The organism is Tenacibaculum sp. TC6 (assembly GCF_050606265.1).
Lineage (GTDB): Bacteria > Bacteroidota > Bacteroidia > Flavobacteriales > Flavobacteriaceae > Polaribacter.
In genome coordinates, this window is the sequence record NZ_JBOCUK010000032.1 from 1 (window position 1) to 22,339 (window position 22,339).

The 22,339-nt window shown below is 31.9% G+C and carries 20 protein-coding genes and 1 tRNA gene; 7 read left to right on the forward strand and 14 right to left on the reverse strand.

Annotation, left to right across the window (positions count from 1 at the left end; genetic code table 11):
• Window positions 1–170: 170 nt before the first annotated feature.
• Genes ACQY1Q_RS14190 through ACQY1Q_RS14200 form a run of 3 tightly spaced genes read right to left on the reverse strand, consistent with a single transcriptional unit; the run spans window position 171 to window position 2,426 of the window.
• Entirely contained in the window at window positions 171–1,013 is an 843-nt protein-coding gene (locus ACQY1Q_RS14190) for a metallophosphoesterase (protein WP_431005983.1), read from the reverse strand.
• 6 nt (window positions 1,014–1,019) lie between these two features.
• The gene (gene folP, locus ACQY1Q_RS14195) at window positions 1,020–1,838 is read right to left on the reverse strand and encodes a dihydropteroate synthase (protein ID WP_431005984.1); all 819 of its coding nucleotides are present in this window, start codon (window positions 1,836–1,838) and stop codon (window positions 1,020–1,022) included.
• Window positions 1,839–2,426 carry a TIGR00730 family Rossman fold protein gene (locus ACQY1Q_RS14200; RefSeq protein ID WP_431005985.1) on the reverse strand — a complete coding sequence of 196 codons (588 nt, stop codon included), beginning with the start codon at window positions 2,424–2,426 and terminating at the stop codon, window positions 1,839–1,841.
• A gap of 85 nt (window positions 2,427–2,511) precedes the next feature.
• Between ACQY1Q_RS14200 and ACQY1Q_RS14205 the strand changes: the two genes are divergently transcribed.
• The 5 genes from ACQY1Q_RS14205 to ACQY1Q_RS14225 all read left to right on the forward strand — a co-directional run bounded on the left by ACQY1Q_RS14205 (window position 2,512) and on the right by ACQY1Q_RS14225 (window position 6,262).
• Window positions 2,512–3,057 (forward strand): DUF1599 domain-containing protein, encoded by a 546-nt coding sequence (locus ACQY1Q_RS14205; protein ID WP_431005986.1) that lies wholly within the window; start codon window positions 2,512–2,514, stop codon window positions 3,055–3,057.
• 22 nt (window positions 3,058–3,079) lie between these two features.
• Window positions 3,080–4,051, forward strand: coding sequence for a DoxX family protein (locus tag ACQY1Q_RS14210; RefSeq protein ID WP_431005987.1), 972 nt, complete (start codon window positions 3,080–3,082; stop codon window positions 4,049–4,051).
• Between the two features lie 40 nt (window positions 4,052–4,091).
• On the forward strand, window positions 4,092–5,120 hold the full coding sequence (locus ACQY1Q_RS14215) for an SRPBCC family protein (RefSeq protein ID WP_431005988.1): 1,029 nt from the start codon (window positions 4,092–4,094) through the stop codon (window positions 5,118–5,120).
• Window positions 5,121–5,183: 63 nt separating this feature from the next.
• The gene (gene crcB / locus ACQY1Q_RS14220; protein ID WP_431005989.1) at window positions 5,184–5,555 is read left to right on the forward strand and encodes a fluoride efflux transporter CrcB; all 372 of its coding nucleotides are present in this window, start codon (window positions 5,184–5,186) and stop codon (window positions 5,553–5,555) included.
• A 2-nt stretch (window positions 5,556–5,557) separates the two neighbouring features.
• A complete protein-coding gene (locus ACQY1Q_RS14225) occupies window positions 5,558–6,262 on the forward strand; it encodes a crotonase/enoyl-CoA hydratase family protein (protein WP_431005990.1) in 705 nt (234 codons plus the stop codon).
• 26 nt (window positions 6,263–6,288) lie between these two features.
• On the opposite strand, the gene ACQY1Q_RS14230 is transcribed toward ACQY1Q_RS14225, so the two are convergent.
• Complete coding sequence (locus tag ACQY1Q_RS14230; RefSeq protein WP_431005991.1) at window positions 6,289–6,894, reverse strand: DUF1684 domain-containing protein; 606 nt, start codon at window positions 6,892–6,894, stop codon at window positions 6,289–6,291.
• Between the two features lie 537 nt (window positions 6,895–7,431).
• On the opposite strand from ACQY1Q_RS14230, the gene ACQY1Q_RS14235 reads away from it, so the two are divergent.
• Both ACQY1Q_RS14235 and ACQY1Q_RS14240 read left to right on the forward strand, forming a co-directional pair.
• Entirely contained in the window at window positions 7,432–7,662 is a 231-nt protein-coding gene (locus ACQY1Q_RS14235) for a hypothetical protein (RefSeq protein ID WP_431005992.1), read from the forward strand.
• A gap of 131 nt (window positions 7,663–7,793) precedes the next feature.
• Window positions 7,794–7,868, forward strand: a tRNA-Pro gene (locus ACQY1Q_RS14240).
• A gap of 4 nt (window positions 7,869–7,872) precedes the next feature.
• On the opposite strand, the gene ACQY1Q_RS14245 is transcribed toward ACQY1Q_RS14240, so the two are convergent.
• From ACQY1Q_RS14245 to ACQY1Q_RS14290, 10 genes are all read right to left on the reverse strand, one after another.
• Complete coding sequence (locus ACQY1Q_RS14245) at window positions 7,873–10,095, reverse strand: nitric-oxide reductase large subunit (RefSeq protein ID WP_431005993.1); 2,223 nt, start codon at window positions 10,093–10,095, stop codon at window positions 7,873–7,875.
• Window positions 10,096–10,101: 6 nt separating this feature from the next.
• Complete coding sequence (gene ric, locus ACQY1Q_RS14250; protein ID WP_431005994.1) at window positions 10,102–10,824, reverse strand: iron-sulfur cluster repair di-iron protein; 723 nt, start codon at window positions 10,822–10,824, stop codon at window positions 10,102–10,104.
• Between the two features lie 60 nt (window positions 10,825–10,884).
• Window positions 10,885–11,322 carry an RrF2 family transcriptional regulator gene (locus ACQY1Q_RS14255; protein ID WP_431005995.1) on the reverse strand — a complete coding sequence of 146 codons (438 nt, stop codon included), beginning with the start codon at window positions 11,320–11,322 and terminating at the stop codon, window positions 10,885–10,887.
• 91 nt (window positions 11,323–11,413) lie between these two features.
• Entirely contained in the window at window positions 11,414–12,292 is an 879-nt protein-coding gene (locus tag ACQY1Q_RS14260) for a BadF/BadG/BcrA/BcrD ATPase family protein (RefSeq protein ID WP_431005996.1), read from the reverse strand.
• 5 nt (window positions 12,293–12,297) lie between these two features.
• Window positions 12,298–12,885 carry a LacI family DNA-binding transcriptional regulator gene (locus ACQY1Q_RS14265; RefSeq protein ID WP_431005997.1) on the reverse strand — a complete coding sequence of 196 codons (588 nt, stop codon included), beginning with the start codon at window positions 12,883–12,885 and terminating at the stop codon, window positions 12,298–12,300.
• Between the two features lie 42 nt (window positions 12,886–12,927).
• Complete coding sequence (locus tag ACQY1Q_RS14270; protein WP_431005998.1) at window positions 12,928–14,979, reverse strand: beta-N-acetylhexosaminidase; 2,052 nt, start codon at window positions 14,977–14,979, stop codon at window positions 12,928–12,930.
• Between the two features lie 17 nt (window positions 14,980–14,996).
• Window positions 14,997–15,431 (reverse strand): hypothetical protein, encoded by a 435-nt coding sequence (locus tag ACQY1Q_RS14275; RefSeq protein ID WP_431005999.1) that lies wholly within the window; start codon window positions 15,429–15,431, stop codon window positions 14,997–14,999.
• A gap of 3 nt (window positions 15,432–15,434) precedes the next feature.
• Window positions 15,435–17,351: a glucosamine-6-phosphate deaminase gene (gene nagB, locus ACQY1Q_RS14280; protein WP_431006000.1), complete on the reverse strand. Its 1,917-nt coding sequence runs from the start codon at window positions 17,349–17,351 to the stop codon at window positions 15,435–15,437.
• Between the two features lie 162 nt (window positions 17,352–17,513).
• The gene (locus ACQY1Q_RS14285; protein WP_431006001.1) at window positions 17,514–19,106 is read right to left on the reverse strand and encodes a RagB/SusD family nutrient uptake outer membrane protein; all 1,593 of its coding nucleotides are present in this window, start codon (window positions 19,104–19,106) and stop codon (window positions 17,514–17,516) included.
• 3 nt (window positions 19,107–19,109) lie between these two features.
• Window positions 19,110–22,208, reverse strand: coding sequence for a SusC/RagA family TonB-linked outer membrane protein (locus ACQY1Q_RS14290; RefSeq protein ID WP_431006002.1), 3,099 nt, complete (start codon window positions 22,206–22,208; stop codon window positions 19,110–19,112).
• Between the last annotated feature and the right edge of the window lie 131 nt (window positions 22,209–22,339).

The window sequence follows — 22,339 nt, forward strand, 5'->3', positions numbered from 1 at the left end:
AAAACACATTACTGTAAGTTTTTAACTTTTATTTAAAAACTATAAAAGACCTTTGTAAAAAAGGTCTTTATCTTTTTGGTAAAACGTCTTGATGTTTTGGTGAAAACACCTTGATCTTTTTATAAAAACGTCTTGATGTTTTTTAGAAATGTTTTTGTGACTCTAAAAAGCTATCCTCTCTCTAATTCAAAAATGGTAATTTCTGGTCGCACATTAAAACGGATTTGCCATAAATGCCCTAAAGCTCTGTTTATGTACAGTGTTCTTCCATCATGTAAATCAATTTCACCTGAAGCGTATCTTTTATTTTTAACCGGAAGCATGGGTGCCGGTAAAAATGGAGGTTTACATTGTCCTCCGTGTGTATGTCCGGAAAGAATCCAACCTTGGTAATGATTCCAAACATCTAAATCGCATACATCGGGATTATGACATAAAACAATTGAAGCCTTAGAAACATCATAGGTATTCATAACCTGTTGAGGGTTAAAATTTAATCCCCAATAATCATCAAAACCTATAAAGTTTAATCCTTCGAAATCTTTTTCTTCATTACTTAAAATGGAAATTCCGTTATCTTCTAAAAGTTTGGTTATAGTATCAGCCACACTTTGTTCTTTCCAATTTTTACCATAATCGTGGTTTCCTAAAACCCCTACTGTACCCCTACTTCCTTTTACAGCATATTGTAAAACTTCTTTAAGTTGGGCAAATTGTTCTTCATTTTCATAACTTACATAATCTCCTGTATAGGCTACAAAATCAGGCGATAACTTTTGCGCTTTTTGAAAACTATCTATTAAATACTTACGGCTAAATCTATTTCCTACATGTATATCACTTATTTGCATAACCGTTTTACCCACCAAATGTTCCGGTAAATTTTTAATCGGCATTTTTTTCTTGACAAACTCTAACCAAAATGGCTCTATTTGCCACACATACATTCCTGCTGCCGCACCTACTCCTAAAGCTCCGTATATTGCTTTCTTTATAAACTTTCTCCTTTTCATCCTTTTTTATAATTGGTTATAGATAGTCACCGCCTCAACAGCTTCTTTTACATCATGCACTCGTAGTATGTGTGTACCTTTCATTAACGCTATGGTATTGGCTACTGTGGTGGCATTTAAAGCTTCTTTAGGGGTCGTTTGTAATGTTTTATACAACATTGACTTTCTAGACACCCCTGTTAGTATAGGAACATCTAAACTTTTAAAAAGGTCTAATTTTTTAAGCAATTCAAAATTATGTGCTATTGTTTTTCCAAAACCAAAACCAACATCTATAATTACATCATTAACCTTTAACGCTCTTAGTTTGAATAACTGCTCAGCAAAAAATGAAATTACTTCCTTTACCACATCATCATATTTAGGGTTTAATTGCATACTTTGCGGTGCACCTTGCATGTGCATCACAATATAAGGAACTTGTAACTCAGCAATAGTTGCAAACATGAATTCATCCATTTTTCCTCCGGAAATATCATTTACAATAGCTGCTCCGGCATTGATGGTTTCTTTGGCTACTTTACTTCTAAAAGTATCTACAGAAATACAAATTTCAGGAAACTCTCTTACTAATAATTCTATTACCGGAACTATTCTATTAAGCTCTTCTTCTTCAGTAATATGATGAGCTCCCGGTCTGGAAGAATAGGCTCCAACATCAATAAAAGTAGCTCCTTCATCTAGCATTTTTTCTGCTTGCGCTACTATTGCTTCAGTATTTGTATACTTTCCTCCATCAAAAAAAGAGTCGGGAGTAATATTTAAAATCCCCATAACTTTTGGGGTGGTTAAGTCTATTAATTTTCCTTTACAATTAATGGTCATCTAACGAACTACTTTATTTATCACATGTGTTTTTTTTGGCGCTTTGTAGGTTTTCAGTTGGTTCATTAATCCGTCAACCGTTTCATCTACAAGTAACAAAGCTCTGTTTTCAGGCTTTAAAAATCCCTCTTTAACCATATGATCTAATTGTTGAATAGTATGATTAAAAAAGCCATTAACATTTAATAAACCCACCGGTTTTTGTTCAATATGCAATTGCTGTAATGTTAACGCTTCAAAAAGTTCATCAAGAGTACCAAAACCTCCAGGTAGTGTTATATAGGCATCTATCATCTGGCTCATCTTCATTTTTCGCTCGCTCATTGTTTTGGTAACTATAATTTCTGTAGCTCCGGAATTTATAACTTCTTCATGCTTTAATAAATCAGGAATAATTCCTACCACTTCTCCACCTTGTGCTAACATGGTATTTGACACTACTCCCATCATCCCTATTTTACCCCCTCCATAGACTAATTTTATCTGGTTTTCTACAAAATAATTACCCAATTCAATAGCCACATTTTTATAGAGCTCATTAAATCCTAAACTTGAGCCACAAAAAACAACTGCACTTGTTAACTTCATAAACAGAAAAATAAATTATTAGGTAAAAATAAAGGAAAACCTAATTGATTTCTTATTTTTACCTTATTATTTCAGAAAACAAAAGATGAAGGATACTTCGAAACAATACGATGATGTTATTAATGAATGCAGGAGTTTATTTATTAAAAAAATGACCGATTACGGGAGTGCTTGGAGAATTTTAAGACTTCCTTCTCTTACCGATCAAATTTTTATTAAAGCGCAAAGAATACGTCAGTTACAAGAAAATACAGTTCGTAAAGTTAATGAAGGTGAAAAGTCAGAATTTATTGGTATTATTAACTATGCTATTATGGCTTTAATACAATTAGAGCTAGGTATTGCTGATCAACCTGATTTAACAACTGATGAGGCTGCTGTTTTGTATGACAAACATGTTTCGATTACTAAAGAATTGATGGAAAATAAAAATCACGATTATGGTGAAGCTTGGAGAGATATGAGAGTTTCATCATTAACAGATTTGATTTTACAAAAGCTTCTACGAGTTAAACAAATTGAAGATAATAAAGGTAAAACATTGGTTTCTGAAGGAATTGACGCAAATTACCAAGATATGATTAATTATGCTATTTTTGCTTTAATTCATTACTCAGAACTAGAAAGTTAACAAATAAAAACAACCCCTGATTATGATATTAAAATTAGTAACCCAAATTTCAAGAGTACTGGTAGGTATCTTATTTATTTATTCCGGATTTGTAAAATTGGTTGATCCTATTGGCTCACAATTTAAGTTTGAGGAATATTTTAGTGAAAGTGTTCTTAACTTAACATTTTTAATACCTTTTGCACTGCCTTTTTCTATTTTATTAATAGTTTCTGAATTAGCTTTTGGTGTTATGCTTTTAGTTGGTTACAAACCAAAGTTTACAATATGGAGTTTATTAGGGCTTAACTCAATTTTCTTATTCTTAACCTGGTATTCTTACACCTATAATAAAGTAACAGATTGTGGTTGTTTTGGTGATGCCATCAAATTAACGCCTAAAGAAACTTTCTATAAAAACATCATTTTTATGGTGTTTATCATTATTTTAATTATTGGTATAAAACACATAAAACCGCTTATTTCTAACAAATTTGCAACTATTACTTCATTTGCTTCTGTTGCCATTTCTTTATTAATAGCTAATCATGTTTTAAATCATTTACCTATTATCGATTTCAGAGCTTATGCAGTAGGAAAAGATATTGCTGACGGAATGAAATATAAAGACGATGGTGAAGTACCTCCTATTCATGATTTTATGATTGAAACAGATGAAGGAGATCAATTAGAACCTATGTTAGCAAAAGAGAAAGCAATGCTAATTGTAATGTACAATTTTGATAAAATGAACAAAGATGGTATTGCTCCTGTTGCTGAAGTAGCTAAAAAGGCAAAAGAAAAAGGTTATGAAATTTATGTATTAACCGCCTCTTATATTGAAGATTTAGAAGCAACTCAAAAGGAATTTGATTTACCTTATCCGTTTGGATTCTGCGATGAAACCGCTTTAAAAACAGCCATTCGTGCTAACCCGGGAATAATTACCGTGAAAAAAGGAATCATTGCCGGCAAGTGGAATTGGACTGATGCTGATGATGTTATTTTAGAATAAAAAGTTGTAAATTAACGGCATAACTAAACCTTATGCCTTTATGAAAATCTTAAAACTTTTTATCCTATTTCTACTTGCAATAATCGTTATAGGATTAATATATGCAAGTGCTTATTCCGGAAAATACGACGTTAAAAGAAGTAAAATAATTAATGCTCCTGTTTCCCATGTATTTAATACCGTTAATGATTTAAAAACATGGGAAAAATGGGGTCCTTGGCATGAAGAAGACTCTACCATTGTAGTAACTTACGGTGAAAAAACTGTTGGCGTTGGTGCTTCTGATAGCTGGACTAGCAAAGATGGTCCGGGAAAAATGGAAACGGTAGCTATTGAAATCAACAAATCGATTAATCAAAAAATATCATTTATGGATAATGAGCCTAATGATATTTATTGGACTTTTGAAGAAATAGCTAACGGTACCAAAGTTACTTGGGGTATGAAAGCAGAACAATCACCTATTATTTTCAAGCTTTTTGCTATTTTATCCGGTGGTTGGGATAAAATGTTAGGTCCAATGGAAGAAAAAGGATTAGATAATCTTGAAAAAGAAGTCTTAAATACCTTACCTCCTGCTCCAAAATTCAAACTTAGCCAAGTTACAACTAAAGAATTATCCAACGCTACATTTATTGGCTATCCTCATAAAATAAAAATAGATTATGATGAGATGAACCGACTATTTATGGCTGACATGCCTAAAGCCGGTGCTTATGCAGCTAAAAGCGGATTAAAAGAAGGTGATTTTATCCCCGGAGCTGTATATACCAAGTATGATGAAGCTGCCAACGAAACCGAATTTTATATTGGTTTACTGTTACTTAAAGAAGTTAAAGCTGATACCGGTATGGAAACCATACAAATGCCTTCCGGAAAAGCTATTATGATTTCAAAATTTGGTAATTATGGTGATGGTGATTTGGAGGCACATAAAGCTCTGGAAACATTTTTATCAGAGAATAAACTAACCATGAGATTCCCGGTTTGGGAATTATATGTAAATGATCCATCTAAGGTAAAACCAGAAGATTTACAAACTGACATTTACTATCCTATAGAACCGTAAGTTTAAGAAGAAGCTATAGATAAAACCTCACAAAATTGTGAGGTTTTCTTATCTTCGCAATTCATGAAACAGTTACTTTTAATTTTTTTAGGAGGTGGTATAGGAAGTATTTTTAGATACTTACTTAGTAAACTATTAAACAATCCTCAAACCGGAATTCCTTACGGTACCTTTGCTGCTAACATTATAGGAAGTTTGCTTATAGGTATTGTGTTAGGTTTAGCTGCTAAAAATGAAGCGTTAACAGAAAACCACACCCTTTTTCTTGCCACAGGTTTTTGCGGAGGTTTTACAACCTTTTCAACTTTTGCCTATGAAAATCATGTTTTTTTAAAATCGGGAGATTTTACCTCTTTTGCTATGTATACCATTACTAGCTTTATACTAGGTTTTTTAGCTGTTTTTGGAGGTATTTTTATAACTAAAATAATATAACAATGAATAATTTTGTACACTATAAAGAAGAAAACAACTATGCACTTATTACGCTAAATAACGGTAAAGTAAATGCTATTTCACACGAGGTTATTGATGAGTTAAATACTTGTTTTGATCAAGCAGAAGCTGCCCAAAAAGTAGTAATACTTACCGGACAATCTGGAATTTTCTCTGGAGGTTATGATTTAAAATCTATGACGAAGTCTCCGGAATCTGCATTAGAATTAGTGACCAAAGGTTCTACTCTATCTCACAGAATGCTTTCTTTTCCTTTCCCTATTATTATTGCTTGTAGTGGTCATGCCATTGCTAAAGGGGCATTTTTATTATTATCTGCTGATTATCGTTTAGGAACTGATGGTGATTTTAAAATAGGTCTTAATGAGGTTATGATAGGAATGACTATGCATAATGCAGGTATTGAGATTGCAAAGGCTCGTTTAGCTCCTGTATATTTTGAGCGCAGTGTTAGCAATTCTGAAATTTACACTCCAAAAGAAGCTATTTCTGCAGGTTTTTTAGATAAAATTGTTCCTCAAGAGCACTTATTACCTACCGCTATTAAGATTGCTGAAATGTTTAGTCAACTAAATAAAAAAGCACATGCTGAAACCAAGTTAAAATTACGCAACTCATATTTATTAACTATAGCTAAAGCTATTCAACAAGATATTGATGAGGGATTAACTCCTCCTTCAAAATAAAAATAAAAGCGGCATTTTAGCCGCTTTTATTTTTTATAAGCCATTACTCCGGCTTTAATTTCAATATCTACATAATTATCTCTAGGAGTTATAGGGCAAGAATACCTATCACTATAGGCACAATATGGATTATATGCCTTATTAAAATCAATTTCTATAGTGCCGTCTTCTAATTCATCAGTGGTAAGAACATCTATAAACCGACCACCTTGATACGATGTTGTTCCATTCGTGTTATCTAAAAAAGGTAAAAACAAATTGTTTTTATACTCATCTTTAGCATATTGATTTTTATAAATATTTAAAACAAATTCTTTTCCGTCTATTGTAAAAAACACTTCGCCATATTTTTTATACACAGCAACCCTATCTGTCGTTGTAGGAAAGTTAAAAGTTGGAGCATCAGGTGTTTTAACTAACTTAGCTTTCACTTTATATTTTGTATCTACAGGAAAAAAATCTAGTCCTTTAAAATTTTTAAGTCCTTTAGCTGTTAATGGAGAAGTAGATGCATCTTTAAACTTTGAATTCATAGATATTTGAAATTCAGTTTCTCCTTGTACTTTTCTTTTTCCTTGAGAGTTACATGATATAAATGTGATAAAAGCAATTATAGCAAAAATACGTTTCATCGTTGTTTCCTTTTTAAAATTTGAATTAAAGCGAAGATACTGGTTTTGTTATCCAACACCAGTTAAAATAGCATTTAAATTTCTTAACCTGGTATTACTTTTAAAAGTATTAACCTACTTCACCTTCATTTAAACTTTATTCAATCATAATTAAAAATCATTACATTTTCTTCAGCAATAGACCTAACATTAAAACAGTCATTGTTTTATCTATAAAAAAACTGTTTATTTTTTTTCTAAAAAAGTAAAACATTTATTATATTTGAGTAGATGATGTTATGATTTTGAGCTAAAAAACAGTGTTTTTACCTTCTATAATAAAAATTTATTAAAACATAATATATTTTGATTCTTTTTTAACATAAAAAAACGTAGATAACTCTATATTTGATCCCCCATTTTGTTACACTTATAATTGGTAACAAAAATTGTAAAGTGTCTTAGGACATTAATTATAATAGATATCTTTTTCAATAAAAAATCAACACCAAACTAAATTGTTAAAGATAGTTTTAATTTAATACGTAAGAAGCAAATATGAATTCAGAATTAATTAATAAGGCTGAAGAATTTGAAAACAGAAAATTCAAATTCATTACTACCAGTGATAGAATATTAGCCTCAAGAGAAGCAAAAGCACTGATTTTAGAAATTAATGAGATTTATAAACAAACAAAAGATGGTAAATTAATGGATCTTATGAAACGTTTAACTGTTGTAAAACAAAGAATTGACAAACGTTTAAAAGGAACTCCGTTAACCGCTTAAATACTATTTTTAAAAGTAATACGTTTTAAAATAGAGTTGTTAATTGTTTTATTACTTCTCGAAAAATAATATTTATTCTTGAAAAAAAAATCTAGGAGCTATCCTAGATTTTTTATTATTTTTGCGGGCCTCGGGATGTAGCTTAGTCCGGTTAAAGTGCTGGTCTGGGGGACCAGAGATCGAAGGTTCGAATCCTTTCATCCCGACTTTTTAGTTTGTTTTTTCTTGATATGATTTTATAGTTGCTTTCACAACAAATACACAAAAACAAACAATACCTGCAGAGAATACAATATCACCAATCATTCGTAACCATTTTAATGTTTGTACTGTTGGACTGTAAAGTAATTCTGCATCTCTGGCATAAGAATACCCTTTTGTTATGGAAGTATATGCCTGAATAATTCCAACCGGTAATAAGCTTAATACCACCATTAAAATCAAGCCAATATTTAATAACCAAAAGGCGTTTTTGAGCAATTTTTCATTCCATAGTTTATTAGAATATAAGCGTAAGCATATTAAAATGAATCCCATTCCTAACATTCCATATACCCCAAATAAAGCTGTATGTGCATGTACTGCTGTAGTATTTAATCCTTGTATATAATATAGAGCTATAGGAGGGTTTATTAAAAATCCGAATACTCCAGCTCCAATCATGTTCCAAAATGCCACAGAAATGAAGAAAAATATAGGCCATTTATAACGCTGTATCCACTCGTTTTTCTTTAATAAGTTCCAGTTTTCTCTAATTTCAAATCCCATTAAAGTTAATGGCACTACTTCAAGTGCACTAAAAGTAGCCCCTAAGGCAATTGCCTGCACAGGTGTTCCTGAATAATATAAATGATGTAACGTACCTATAATTCCTCCTGCTAAAAATATTGTTGCAGAAGCTATAGATGTTTTTCCAGCTGTTTTAGTTGATATAATTTTCATTCTAGAGAAAATATAGGCTATCACTACTGTAGCAAATACTTCAAAAAAACCTTCAACCCATAAATGAACTAACCACCAGCGCCAGTAATTAATAACCGGTAATGAACTGTTTTCTCCATACATTAATCCTGAGAAGAAAAACATTCCTATGGCTATTACTGCAATTAATAAAATAGTTAATAAGTGTTTTGAATCGTCATTCTTTTTTATTGCATACAAAATATGTCTTCCAACCATAAGTACCCATAAAACCAGTCCGACACCTAATAATATTTGCCAAAATCTACCTAGATCCATGTATTCATATCCTTGATGTCCAAAGAAAAAATTAGTAGTTAAATCTAGGAATTGATGTATTCCTAACCACTCTCCCAGCATAGACCCTAACACTATAATTAGAAGGGCTATAAACAAGAAGTTAATTCCAAAAACCTGGTATTTCATTTCTTTTCCGCTAATCATGGGTGCTAAAAATAATCCGGTAGCTAACCAAGTGGCAGCAATCCAAAAAACTGCCAACTGTGTATGCCAGGTTCTACTTACAGAGTATGGTAATATTTCAGAAAGATTAAAGCCAAAAAATGCCTGGCCTTCTACCGTATAATGTACAGTGATTATTCCTAAAACTATTTGTAAAAAGATAAGTAACGAGATAACAAGAAAGTATTTTAAAACAGCTTTTTGCGATTTAAATAATGTAAGGTTTATTAACGGATCTGTATTGGGTTTGGTAACCGCCTCTCCTTTTTCATGATTTCTGATATAATAATAGGCTAATATCCCTATAAAAAGTAATAGTAGAATAATTGAAAAACCTGACCATATTTGAGAATCCGGAGTAATCGTATTGTTAATTAAGGGTTCATGCGGCCAGTTTGATGTATACGTATATTCTTTAGCAGGTCTGTTTGTACTTGCTGCCCATGATGTCCAGAATAAAAATGCATTTAACTTTTTTAGTTTTTCTACATTGCTTAAAGCTCCTTTTGGAATTGCATATTGTTCATGACCTTCTGAAAAAATAGATGAATAGTAGGTTGTATTTTTATCTATTGCTAATTTTCTTTCTGCAGAAATTGTTATTGAATTGTCGCTTTGACTATATGTATTTGTTTTTATTTCTTTTACTAAACGTGCTTTTAAAGCTCCTTTTTGCTCTTCATTTAATAAGTCATATTGTGTATTAAAATCTTTATCTGCCCAATAATTTAAAAGAAATAGCGCTTCTTTATGTATCCAATCAGCAGTCCAATCGGGAGCCACATAACTTCCATGTCCCCAAATAGAGCCTACTTCCATTCCTCCAATAGACTCCCATATATTTTGCCCTTCTTGAATATCTGATTTTGTAAATATTACTTCATTTGTTTCTTTTATTTTTACTTGTTCCGGTATTGGTGGTTGTGTTTGATAAATTTCTGTTCCCACCCAAATTAATGCTATAAACGACACTAGCACAACGGCTATAAATCCTGTCCAAATTTTTCTCATCTTTATTTAGTTATAAAGTTTAGCTTCAGTTAAAATTGCTTTTTTAAACAATATGTTATTTTCTAAATGAATGTGTTTGTGTAAATCTTCTTCAAATTCTCTTAATAAAGAGAACGCTATTTTGTAAGAGTTACAAGCGTCTTGCGGTGGTGTATAATTATTTGATAAGGCAGCTATTTTTCGAAAACGTTCTCCTTCATCATCATGTTCATGATGCATCATATCAATAGGATTTTGAATACTTCCAAAAGGAGGTTGCTCTAAACTTTCTCCACTTTTAAATGCTTTAGCTATCTTTTTTATGAACGGAAATAAAATCAGTTCTTCTTTTTTCATATGAGTGGTTAAAGCCCCTGAACTTTCTTTAAAAAGTTGTTTGATTTCCAGCAATTCCGGATGCTTATCTCCATGTACTTTAGAGATCTTATCTAAATAATGTAAAATTTCAGGAATTTGTTTTTCCACATAAATGTGATGGTTTTGATAAATAAAATCACTTAAAAAATCAATATCCCAGTTAGCATAATTTTGTTCTGATGATGCATTGTTTAATTCATCAGAGAGTTCATTTATTATGACTTCTTCATTTATCTTTCGTTTTTTTGAAACTTCATGTATGGTTCTGTTTCCATTGCAACAGAAATCAACTCCATATTTTTTAAAAACGGTTGCTGTTTTATAGTTTTCAGCTACTATATCAGCCACTAGAGTATCTTTATTTATATTCATTACTTTTAGTTATTTTTAATTTATAAAGGATATTTTTGTCTTTTATATATGTAAATTTTTTTATCGTTTAAGCCATAAAAAATTTTTCTTTCCTTCTGTATATAAAATATCATACAATGTATTCTCTTCTAACATTGTTCTAAGGTTCTCTCTTACTGCTACAAATTTATAATGCAAAGGACAAGGCGAAGTTTCATTACATTGCTTAAGTCCTAGTCCGCATCCTGTGTATATTTTATCTCCATCTAAAACCTTTACTATTTCACTTAATTTTATTTCTTTTAATCTATACTCCTCTATAATAAAACCTCCATAAGGCCCTTTAATAGATGTTATTATATTGTTCTTGGTAAGTGCTTGTAAAATTTTTCCTGTAAATGCCTCCGGAGAATCTATAGCTTCTGCAATAGCCTTTAGCCCTACTTTAGTATTTAAGGTAGATTGTTCTGCTACATAGATGGTTGCTCTTAACCCGTATTCACAAGATTTTGAAAACATAGTATATTGTAATAATATGCAAAGGTAGTTCTTTTTTATAAAAGATAATTATATCTTTTATAAAATAAATCAGAATTATGAAAAAGAGATTTTAAACCACTTTCTTCAAAAAGGTTTTATCTTCTTTAACCGACTGAATAAAAGCAGTAAGCGGTCTTCTAATAAAGTTTTCAGGAGCTTTCAACGCTCTTTTTTCAAGTTCTTCTTTAATAATATCTCTTGCATGATATCCAACAGATCCTATAAAATAAAGAGGCACTTCATTTAATTCATTTTTATACTTCAACAATTGTTTATCAATAAATTCTGAAACACAAAATGTTATTATATCTTTTGCATACGGATGCTCTATATTTTCAAACAAAAAACGTGCATATTGTGCCAAGTATTTATTAGGCATTTTAGCACTGTAAAGTCTTGACAAAACCTTATCATCATCTAATTTAAAGTCTTTTTCCAAAGAAAACTTTAAATCTTCTGGAAGGTTTTTATAGTAATAACTTTTTAACACTTCTTTTCCTAAATGGTTTCCGCTTCCTTCATCCATTAAAATATACCCCATTGCTTTAACACGCTGCTCTATCGTTTGCCCGTTGTAAAAGCAACAGTTAGAACCTGTTCCTAAAATACATACAACTGAGGCTTTATGGGAAGCTGCAAAAACAGCCAGCATTAAATCTTCTTTAACTGCAATTTTGGTTACTTTAGGAAAGTTATTTTCAAAAATGGTTTTTATTTTATCTTCTCCTTTTTGGTTATTGCAACCTGCTCCGAAAAAATAAATAGAAGTGATTGAATTTTTATATTCGTTTAACTCATCACAATTTTCAATAATTTCTTTTATATCTTTCTTTTTTAATACGGAAGGGTTTACCCCATTAGTTCTAATTCTGGTAACAATACTATTATCAGAATCATCTAATAAAATCCAATCGCATTTTGTTGAGCCGCTGTCTGCAATTAATATCATAACTTTTAAGAGACGTGTAATTGTAAATTATAATTTTCTATTTTGTTTAGTAAATTGTTTACCAAATCTTTTCCTAGTTTTATACCGTTAGACTGGTTTTTACTAGAATAAATAATATTATCAACCATTTTATTGATAACCATAATAGGCATCTGCTTTTGAGATAATCGTATTAAATATTTATTATCCTCAGCATTTCGTTGTGGAAAAAGTGATGGTGAAATTATAAGACCGTCAATAATATCTTCAGATAACAACTTAGTATAGGTTATTTCTTTTTCAGGATTATTACAAGTATGATAAACCATAATTCTATGTTTTTTTATACTTGTTTCTTCTGTTATTCCTACCAATAAATTAGAGAAAAAATCATTTTTTAAATCAGGAAGAATTACCCCGATAATATAGTTTTCTTTCTTCTTTAAGTTTTTAGCAAAAAAATTAGGCTTATAGTTTAGTGATTTAGCTATTTTAGAAATCCTTTCTTTGGTTAAACTACTAATTTCATGGCTATCATTCAACGCTTTTGATACTGTTGATATAGATACTCCTGATTTTAAAGCTATCTCTTTTAATGTTACACTATAACTCATTGATGCTAGTACTTTATTTTTTATTGCAAAAGTTCATCTTACCTAGGCCTTACTTTTTTTAGTTTGTTGTTTTAACAGTTTTTCTATAGAAGAGATGATGACTAATTCTGTATCAACCAATGGTTCTTTTAAATAGTTAATACTGCTGGTTATTTGCTTTTTCTTATCCTCACTAATCTTATTACCCTCTAACACTTCAATACATAGTTGAGATAATTCATTTAGTTTTTTGTAATGAGGTTCTAATTGGATTAGAAGTGGATTTGTTGATAATGTTTTAAATTCTTTATATCCATTAATCCATTTATTAAAAAATAAAATCAGTTCTTTCTTATCAGCATCTATAGGTTTTTCTAAATACGAATCTACCAACTTATTAAAATGATAAGCATCTTCGGCATCAGCAGAACAAGCATCTGCAAATAACGTAAATGGTGAATAGGTTTTATACTCTACACCTCCTTTATTTCGAGTATATATTTTTAGTGGCTCAAAAATAAATGTTAAGGTTTTTAAAGAGTTAATTTGTTGAGTTTTTGCTATGTTTCTTAATATTTGATCTCTATTTTTTAAATGAGTTATTCCAAGTTCTTCTAAGTGTAAACTAACAACTGCTAACCTTTTCCTCATATTTTCCAGATCTTTAACATTTTTAGCAGACCAAAATCTTTCTGAAAGAGCTGCTGTTCTTGGCCAAATTCTGGAATCAACAGTTAACGGTGTTACTAATTCACTCCACATAGTTACCTCACCCCCTAACACTCTCTTTTCTTCTTCTTGAGTTAACTTTTCATTACCAACAGGATCAAATAAATAATGATGTTCAACAGATTGTAACCTGTCTATATAATAATCGTTTGACAATACTGCTTGGTATCCTCTTTTTACAGCCTCTATTAAAGTACCTTTTTCAAAGCCTTCATTAACTCCTCTCCATGAATGGATGATTGCTGTTTTAGGCATTCCATCTGTCATGATTTCATCCCACCCCATTAACTTCTTGTTATACTTTTTTAGTATTTTTTGTAACTTAATGTTAAAATATGTTTGTAAATCATGATTGTTTTTAAGTCCTTCTTTCTTCTTAAACTTTTGAATTTCATGATTTTCATCCCAATGCTTTCCTTCATTTTCGTCTCCTCCTATATGAAAATAAGGATCCGGAAATAAAGGTGTTAGTTCAGCAAACAGGTTGTCTAAAAAAGTATATACTTTAGGATTAATGGGGTTTAGTGTAGGATGAAATACCCCAGAGAATCTTTCTATATTGTATGTGTAATTATCTTTACTTCCCAGTTCAGGGTAGGCTGTTAATATAGCTGTAGCGTGTCCAGGAACATCAATTTCAGGCACTACTCTTATTCCTAATGCATCAGCATAAGCAACAATTTCTTTAATTTGATTTTGCGTATAATACAAATTATCAGAACCCAATTCATGTAGTTTAGGATATGTTTTAGATTCTATTCTGAATCCCTGATCATCAGATAAATGCCAATGAAATACATTCATTTTCATAGAGGCCATTGCCTTTAAATTCCTTTTTAAAACTTCCATAGGTTGAAAGTGTCTGGCAACATCAATCATTAATCCTCTCCAAATAAATCTGGGAGTATCTTTAATTACAGCTCCTTTAAAATAAAAAGAGTGATCATCATAAGTTATCAGTTGCTGTAATGTTTCTAAACCTCGTAAAGCTCCTACATCTGTTGTTGCTGTTATTTCAACATCCGTTTCGTTTACTTTTAAAGTATAGGATTCATCTACCTTTTTTATTAAATCAGCTACTGTTGTAAAATAAATTTTTACGGTTGCTTTTTTATCTTGAATAACCGGAAATCCCTTATTTACAAAAACGCCGGTTCTATTGGTAATTCTCCTTATAGTATTAACGGCATAATTATAAACTCTTCCTTCATTCTTATTAATAGAAACTGTAAAGTTTTCATCTATTATTACCTTGTGTGTATTGCTTGTTATTTCTTGTGGCCAAGGCATTAAGTTATACCTGTCAGCTACTGCATTTTGCCCATTAATTTTTATAGAAAAAAGCAATAAAGCTACCAATATGTTCTTTACAAAATTATCTATCATTTTATATTGTTCTGTTTTTAAAGTCTTTTATAAACTTCAATAATTTTATGATTAACTCCTAATTCGTCTATCTTCTCAACTCCTTCAATTACTAAAGTATCTTTTTTTACTGTTGCCGTAAAATTAAAAACCTTGCCCTCCCAATCTCTATAATTCAAATACTCCAAGTATTCCGTGTAATTAGTATCTTTAAGGGTATACTTTCCTCCACCTGCTACAAAGACTGCTGAAGAATCTTTACCCTTGTGTATATCATGTCTTAAAAATGAAAAGTGAGTTTGATTGAAAATTTTTATCATTCTTTCATTGGGGTGTACGCTTGAAAAAACGGAATCTTTAGTAATTGTTTTGGCAGACACTAATTCCCAAGTACCTACTATTACCGATTCACTATTCTTACGATTACAACTCCATAAAATCAACAAAAAAAATACGCTTAAAAATTGTTTCATTGATTAGAAATGGTATCGTTTAAAAGCTTCTATTGCGGCATAATCTGCCATTCCTAAATTGCGATACTTTTCTGCTGTTAATCGATTTCTATCTTCTGCTCTTACCCAAAATTCTCTAGCATCATTTCCTTGAAACATTACTTTATCTTTTTGGGATTGATGGTAAAAAATTGCATGTCTTTTTTTAACCACTTGATCCGGACTCATTGGTACAGCCATTTCAATTTCATGAGGTTGCCATTCAAACCAAGCTCCTCTATATAGCCATACCCAACAATCGTTCATGTATTTTTTAACTTTTAGCACTTCCAAGGCTTCAAAAAGTGAGTCTAAACAAACTTTATGAGTCCCGTGTGGATCTGCTAAATCTCCTGCAGCATAAATTTGGTGCGGCTTTACCTTTTCTATTAAAGTACACATAATATCAATATCTGCTTTTGATAAATTGTTTTTCTTCACCTTGCCGGTTTCATAAAAAGGAAGGTTTAAAAAATGTACATTTTCATCCGGAACTCCTAAATATCTGGTAGCTCCTAATGATTCTGCTTTTCGTATTTCTCCTTTTAGTTTTCTAACCTCAGCAGAATCAATTTCACTAGCTCCTTTTTTTAATATAGAGTTAATTACTTTTTTAATTTCTTTTGAATCCGGACTTAAAAACTGAGATACCTCAGCAAATCGCAAAGCATCTTCATCAGATACTGCAATATTTCCGGAAGTTTGATAGGCTATATGAACTTCATGACCTTGCTCTACTAATCTATCAAATGTTCCTCCCATAGAAATTACATCATCATCCGGGTGTGGGCTAAAAATAATAACTCGTTTTTTTGCCGGCGTACTTCTTTCCGGTCTGGTTGAATCATCAGCATTGGGTTTTCCTCCCGGCCATCCGGTAATTGTTCTTTGTAACCCGTTAAATATTTTAATGTTTAGTTCATAAGCACTTCCTTCTTCAACTAACAATCCGGCCATTCCGTAATCATTATAATCTTTATCCGTAAGTTTTAAGATTGGCTTATTTACAGTATTACTTAACCAAAAAATTGCTTTCTTCTTTAACTCTTCTGTCCAAACACACGATGATACTAACCACGGTGTTTTTTTTCTGGTTAAATCTGATGCTGCTTCTCTATCTAAAACAAACGTGGCATTATTATGCTCTTGTAAATAGGTTGCCGGAACCTGAGAAGTTATTTCTCCTTCTATGGTTTGTTGAACTACTAATGCTTTTCCTTCACCCCAGGCTAACAATACAACTCTTTTCGCTTTTTTAATAGTACTTATTCCCATCGTAATTGCTTTTCTGGGAACATTGTCTAAACCTAAAAAGCTAGAAGCTGCATCTTCTCTGGTAATGTAATCTAAAGTTATGCTTCTGGTACTTGAATTATAATGAGATCCGGGTTCATTAAATCCTATATGACCGGTTCTTCCAATACCTAGTAATTGAAAATCCAATCCTCCGGCTTCTTTTATTTTCATTTCATAATCTACACAATACTGATATACTTCTTCCGGTTGAATAGTTCCATCCGGCACATGTATATTTTCAGGAATTATATCAATATGATTGAATAAGTGTTCATGCATAAAATAATGATAACTCTGAATATCATCCGGTTGCATTGGCCAATACTCATCTAAATTAAAAGTGATTACGTTGGCAAAACTCAACCCTTCTTCTTTATGCATTCTTACCAGTTCTTCGTATACTTTAATAGGTGACGACCCTGTTGCCAAACCTAAAACACACTTTTCTTTTGCAGTTGCTTTTGACTTTATAAGCGCTGCTATTTCTTGAGCCACTACTTTTGATGCTTCAAGAGAATTTTCAAAAATTACGTTATGAATTTTCTCAAAACGTGTTTCCTCAAACTGACCTGCCGGTTGATAGGTTATTTCTTTATAATTTGACATAATCATACTAATCTCTAACTTAAAATGAATTACTAGGGGTAAAATTAGATCAGTGGTAAAGGCTTTACTACTTTTTTCGACTAAATGCTAATAAAATACTATTAAAAACAATCGAGAATGTATACGTTCATTCTCGATCATTTTTCAACAAAGTTTAATATACTAGAAGTTACTGTTTCCTGTATCCCACCATAACCTTGTTCCACCGTTATCCGGTCCTTTTAACATGGCCACAGCTTTATCTACATTGGCAGCGTTAGTATTCTTTTCACTAGCTACAAAATTGATACGTCTAATTTGAATATTAGTATCAATAGTTCCTCCGCTATTGTTAACAACTACAGGAAAAACTCTTGGATATCCTGTTCTTCTAAACTCACTCCAAGCTTCTTGTCCGTCAGGAAACATAGCTATCCATTTTTGAGTCATAATCTGCTCCAGTTGTTCTTCATTAGTTCCTCCGGCGTTGTAAGCTATTTTTACATCACTTGGATAGGTATAGTTATTGGCAACATTAATAGCATCTACAAAATCATTAGGTGTACTTGTATTATCAGCTAAATATGTATCTGCTCCAGAAACTCCGTGCTGAGCAAAAGAAGCCTTAACACCTTCTTCATAATTTGTTTGCGCATCACCGGCACCTGTCCATCCTCTTAGAGATGCTTCTGCTTTTAAGAAATAAATTTCAGCTACCGTCATCCAAGTTTTTTGACTTGCACTTGCTACTACATCCCCTAATAATGAATGACTTCCATATTGAGATTTAGCAGTAATTTCAATTCCTTGACGTACTCCTTTGTAATCACCTAAACCGGCATCAGCAGGAGCTTTAAAGTATTTAGCAACTCTTCCATCATTAAATCCTTTTAAAATAGCTTCCATTTCAGCACTCATACAAATATCTCCCCAAGTTCCGCTAATAGTTGCCAATGGGTGAGCAAATCCTCCCATTCCTACAGTTAAATTACTTGTTAAAAAACCTGCATCACTTGCTAATGCTTTTTCTCCTTGAGTTTTTGCTAAAGCAGGATTAACTTTTGATACTCTTATGGCTAAGCGTAATCGCAATGAGTTAGCAAAAGCTCTCCATACAGCAATATTACCCTCCAAGTTAGATTCGTCAAACGGAACAAATTGTAAATCTCCTTCGTATTGTTTTAATCCGGTAATAGCTTCATCTAAATCAGCAAAAAAAGCATTATACGCAGTTTCTTGAGAATCATATTCTCCTGTAGTAGCATAATCATCATACTTTGTATAACGAATAGGACCAAATACATCAGATATTCTGTGCATAGCCATTACCTTAATTACATTAGCCAAATAAATAAACTTTTCTCCTCCTTGTGAGTTTGACAAGGTAACTTGTTGTTTAATTTCTCTTGCATACGGCATTACCCCATTACCATTATTGGCATCATAAGCATCATTCCAAATAAAATTATTCCAACCATCAATCAAACTGTAAGTTTGATTATTAATATTTCCTGCAAAAGGTGTTGGAGCTGTCATATATCCTGAAAACACATCCGCATTTAAGTTTTGTTGCAACTGATAGTTCCAAGCCGGTTCAGTTCTTATAATGTTGGCAAACATTGGAGAAAATCTTGAACCAATATGGTTATTCTGCTGCTCTATACTTTCTTGTGAAATACCATACGGATTAGTATTTATGTTTTTAAAATCATCCGTACACGCGTTAATAATCACCAAAATTATCAATACCTGTATATATTTAATTGTTCGTTTCATTTCTTAAAAGTTAATATTAACATTAAACCCAATACTTCTTGTTGATGGTTGGTTATAAATATCAACCCCCTGTAAGCCTAACCCGGTACTTGCTGCAATATTAGGATCAAACGGTGCTTCTTTATAAAAAAAGAACAAGTTATTCCCTATAACAGAAAATCGTACACTTTCAAAGAAATCTGATTGTATTGGCAATTTATAGCCTATTGATACTTCTCGTAAGCTAATGTTAGTAGCATCATATACATACTCTCCTAACATTCCATCTCTACCACCAATAGCATTGTAGTAATCTTGAGCTGTGATTTGCGAGCTAACTCCGCTCTCATTAACCACATTGATCATACCGCCATTAGTATTTCTGGCATCTGCAGTAGCTTGTGATACTCCGTATTTATCATTAACAGCTTCAGTAACACTCACTACATCTCCACCAAATTTTCCATCAATTAAGAAACTAAATGTAAAATCCTTATAATCAAACATGTTATTCCATCCTAAAGTGAAATCAGGTTGTGCATGGGCTACAGTTTTAAATTCTGTGCCCTTTAACGTTCCCGAAGAATTAACTACAGGCGTACCATTTGCATCTCTAACTAAAGATCTTGCTCTAATACTACCAAAGTCTTCTCCTTCTATTAAAGAATATTCATATCCGTTTACACCTCTTGCAGTTATAATTGCTCCATTCTCTCTTAAATCAGGATGAACAGAAACCACCTTATTTTTGTTCTTAGCAAAGTTTAAAGCAGTTTTCCATGTAAAATCATCATTTACAATAGGCTTACCGTCAATTACTAATTCAATACCAGAGTTTGTTATTTCTCCTGCATTTACAATATTTTGAGAATACCCAAGAGGATTAGGTAGTGCTTGAATATAGAAAATTTGATTTAAGGTTCTGGTATTATAATAGGTTAATTCAAATCCTAAACGATTTCCCATAAATCTCCATTCCGTACCTAATTCAATAGATTTTTGTCTTTCCGGTTCTAATGTCTCTCCTTCAATAGGTGCAAAAGGAACAATACCCACTTTCTGATTAGTTGCATTGATATAATTTAATGGAACTGTAGCGTATACAGGAATATCTTTACCTACCTCTGCATACGATGCTCTAACTTTTGCAAAACTTATACCTTCTGGCATGGTAAACATCTCTGATAACACCCCTGTTAAACCAACAGAAGGATAGAAGAAAGATGTAGAGTTTGTGTTTACTAAGGTAGAAGACCAGTCTGTTCTTCCTGTTACGTCTAAGAACAACATTTTCTTATACCCCAAATTAACAGATCCAAAAACTGATTGCACCTCTCTATTACTAACAGACTGACTAATATTATTAGTAGTTTGAAAGTTTGCTATAGTAAATACATTTGGATAATTTAATCCTTTTCCGTCTCTACCTGAATCTAATAAAATTTGATCTCCGATAGCATATTTAGTTAAACTGGTACCTAATAATCCTGTAAACGATAAATCTTCGGTAATATTTTTAGAGTAATTTGCTATTAAATCAACATATTGTTGTGTGTTTTCTGTTTTTTCTAAAATATACCTACCATTATCTCCTGAGTTTACAGTATCAGTTCCGGCATATTGCCTTTTATCAAACGTAAAGAAAGACTTATCATAGCTTAACCTTGATTGTAAAGAGAAAGCATCAGTTATTTGATATTTAGCTGAAATATTAGCCAATATTCTTTGAGCAACATCTTTACTTGGATTTCTATGAATTAACCAATAAGGGTTTTGAACAATATTTTCACTGTCTCCAAAATCAAAAGCAGTATACTGATCCATCATTGCCCTATCAACATTATAATACTCAAATTTATTTTTATAAATATCTCTATCAATACCTACCGGATGTAAATACACGCCTGTTAACGGATTTGAATACAACCCATTTGTTGGTCGGTTCCAAATTCTTTGATCAGAAAAGTTGATACTTGCTGAAAAATCAATTTTCTCCTTTAAAAACTTAGCTGTTTCTCGTAGCGTAATATTATTTCTTACCAATCTGTTTTGTGGAATCACTCCCTCTCCTAAAGTATTAGCATATGAAAAATAGGTTTGTGCTTTAGCATTTCCTGCTGTCAACGTTACAGCATTTATAGCAGTGTACCCTGTGTTAAAAAAGTCTTTTGCATCGTTACTTAGGCCTTCAGTTTTAGTTCCCCATGATTTAGAAAAAGGAACGTTACCATTTAATGGGTTTTTAAGAGGCATACCAACTGAAGCAGACATATACTCTGATTGCAATTTAGGTAATGACATTACATCATCAACAGTAAAACTAGAAGAAAAATTTACAGCTAACTTACCTTCTTTACCTTTCTTAGTAGTAATTAAAATTACCCCGTTTGCACCTTGACTACCATATAAAGCAGAAGCAGAAGCTCCTTTAAGTATGGTCATCGACTCAATATCATCCGGATTGATTAGCGACATGGCATCTCCCCCGTCACGGTTACCTGTTTGGCTACCAAAAATATCGGTTCCGGGTTCAGACCCGTTTGAACCGTTTCCGCTATTTAACATAGGTACTCCATCAATAACGTATAAAGGATCGTTGTTTGTGGTTGAAGAATTCCCCCTTAATACTACTTTTGCAGTTCCTCCTAACCCCGAAGAACTTCTTGTTATGGTTACACCGGCAGATTTTCCTGAAAGGCTATTTACCGGGTTTGTTTGTTTTACTTTAGTTAATTCGTCCCCATTAACTTCTTGTGCTGAGTAGGTAAGTGCTTTTTTCTCTTTTTTAATCCCCAGTGCTGTTACCACAACTTCGTCCAGCACATTATCATCTTCTAAAACTACATTAATAGTGTTTTGATTTGAAACAATAACCGATTGTGTTTTCATTCCTACATACGTAAAAAGTAAAACATCTCCAACAGAAGTTTTAATTTCGTACTTCCCATCGAAATCAGTTTCTGTTCCTCTTAATGTTCCTTTAATAATTACCCCTACCCCCGGAAGAGGTCCTCCATCAGATTTTGATGTAACAACTCCTATTATTGTTTTTTCTTGTCCTAAAACTAGCTGAACTAGTAAGAAAGAAAAACAAAACAGTAGTAAAATTTTATTTTTTTTCATGAATAAGTTAATTAATTGTTTGCTTAAAGTTATGTAGTTATCAAAATGTTAAAAAAAAATTATATCCAAACTACATCAAATTAACAATAAACGACTTCTTTTTATAGATTACCATCTTTTTATTCATTTTA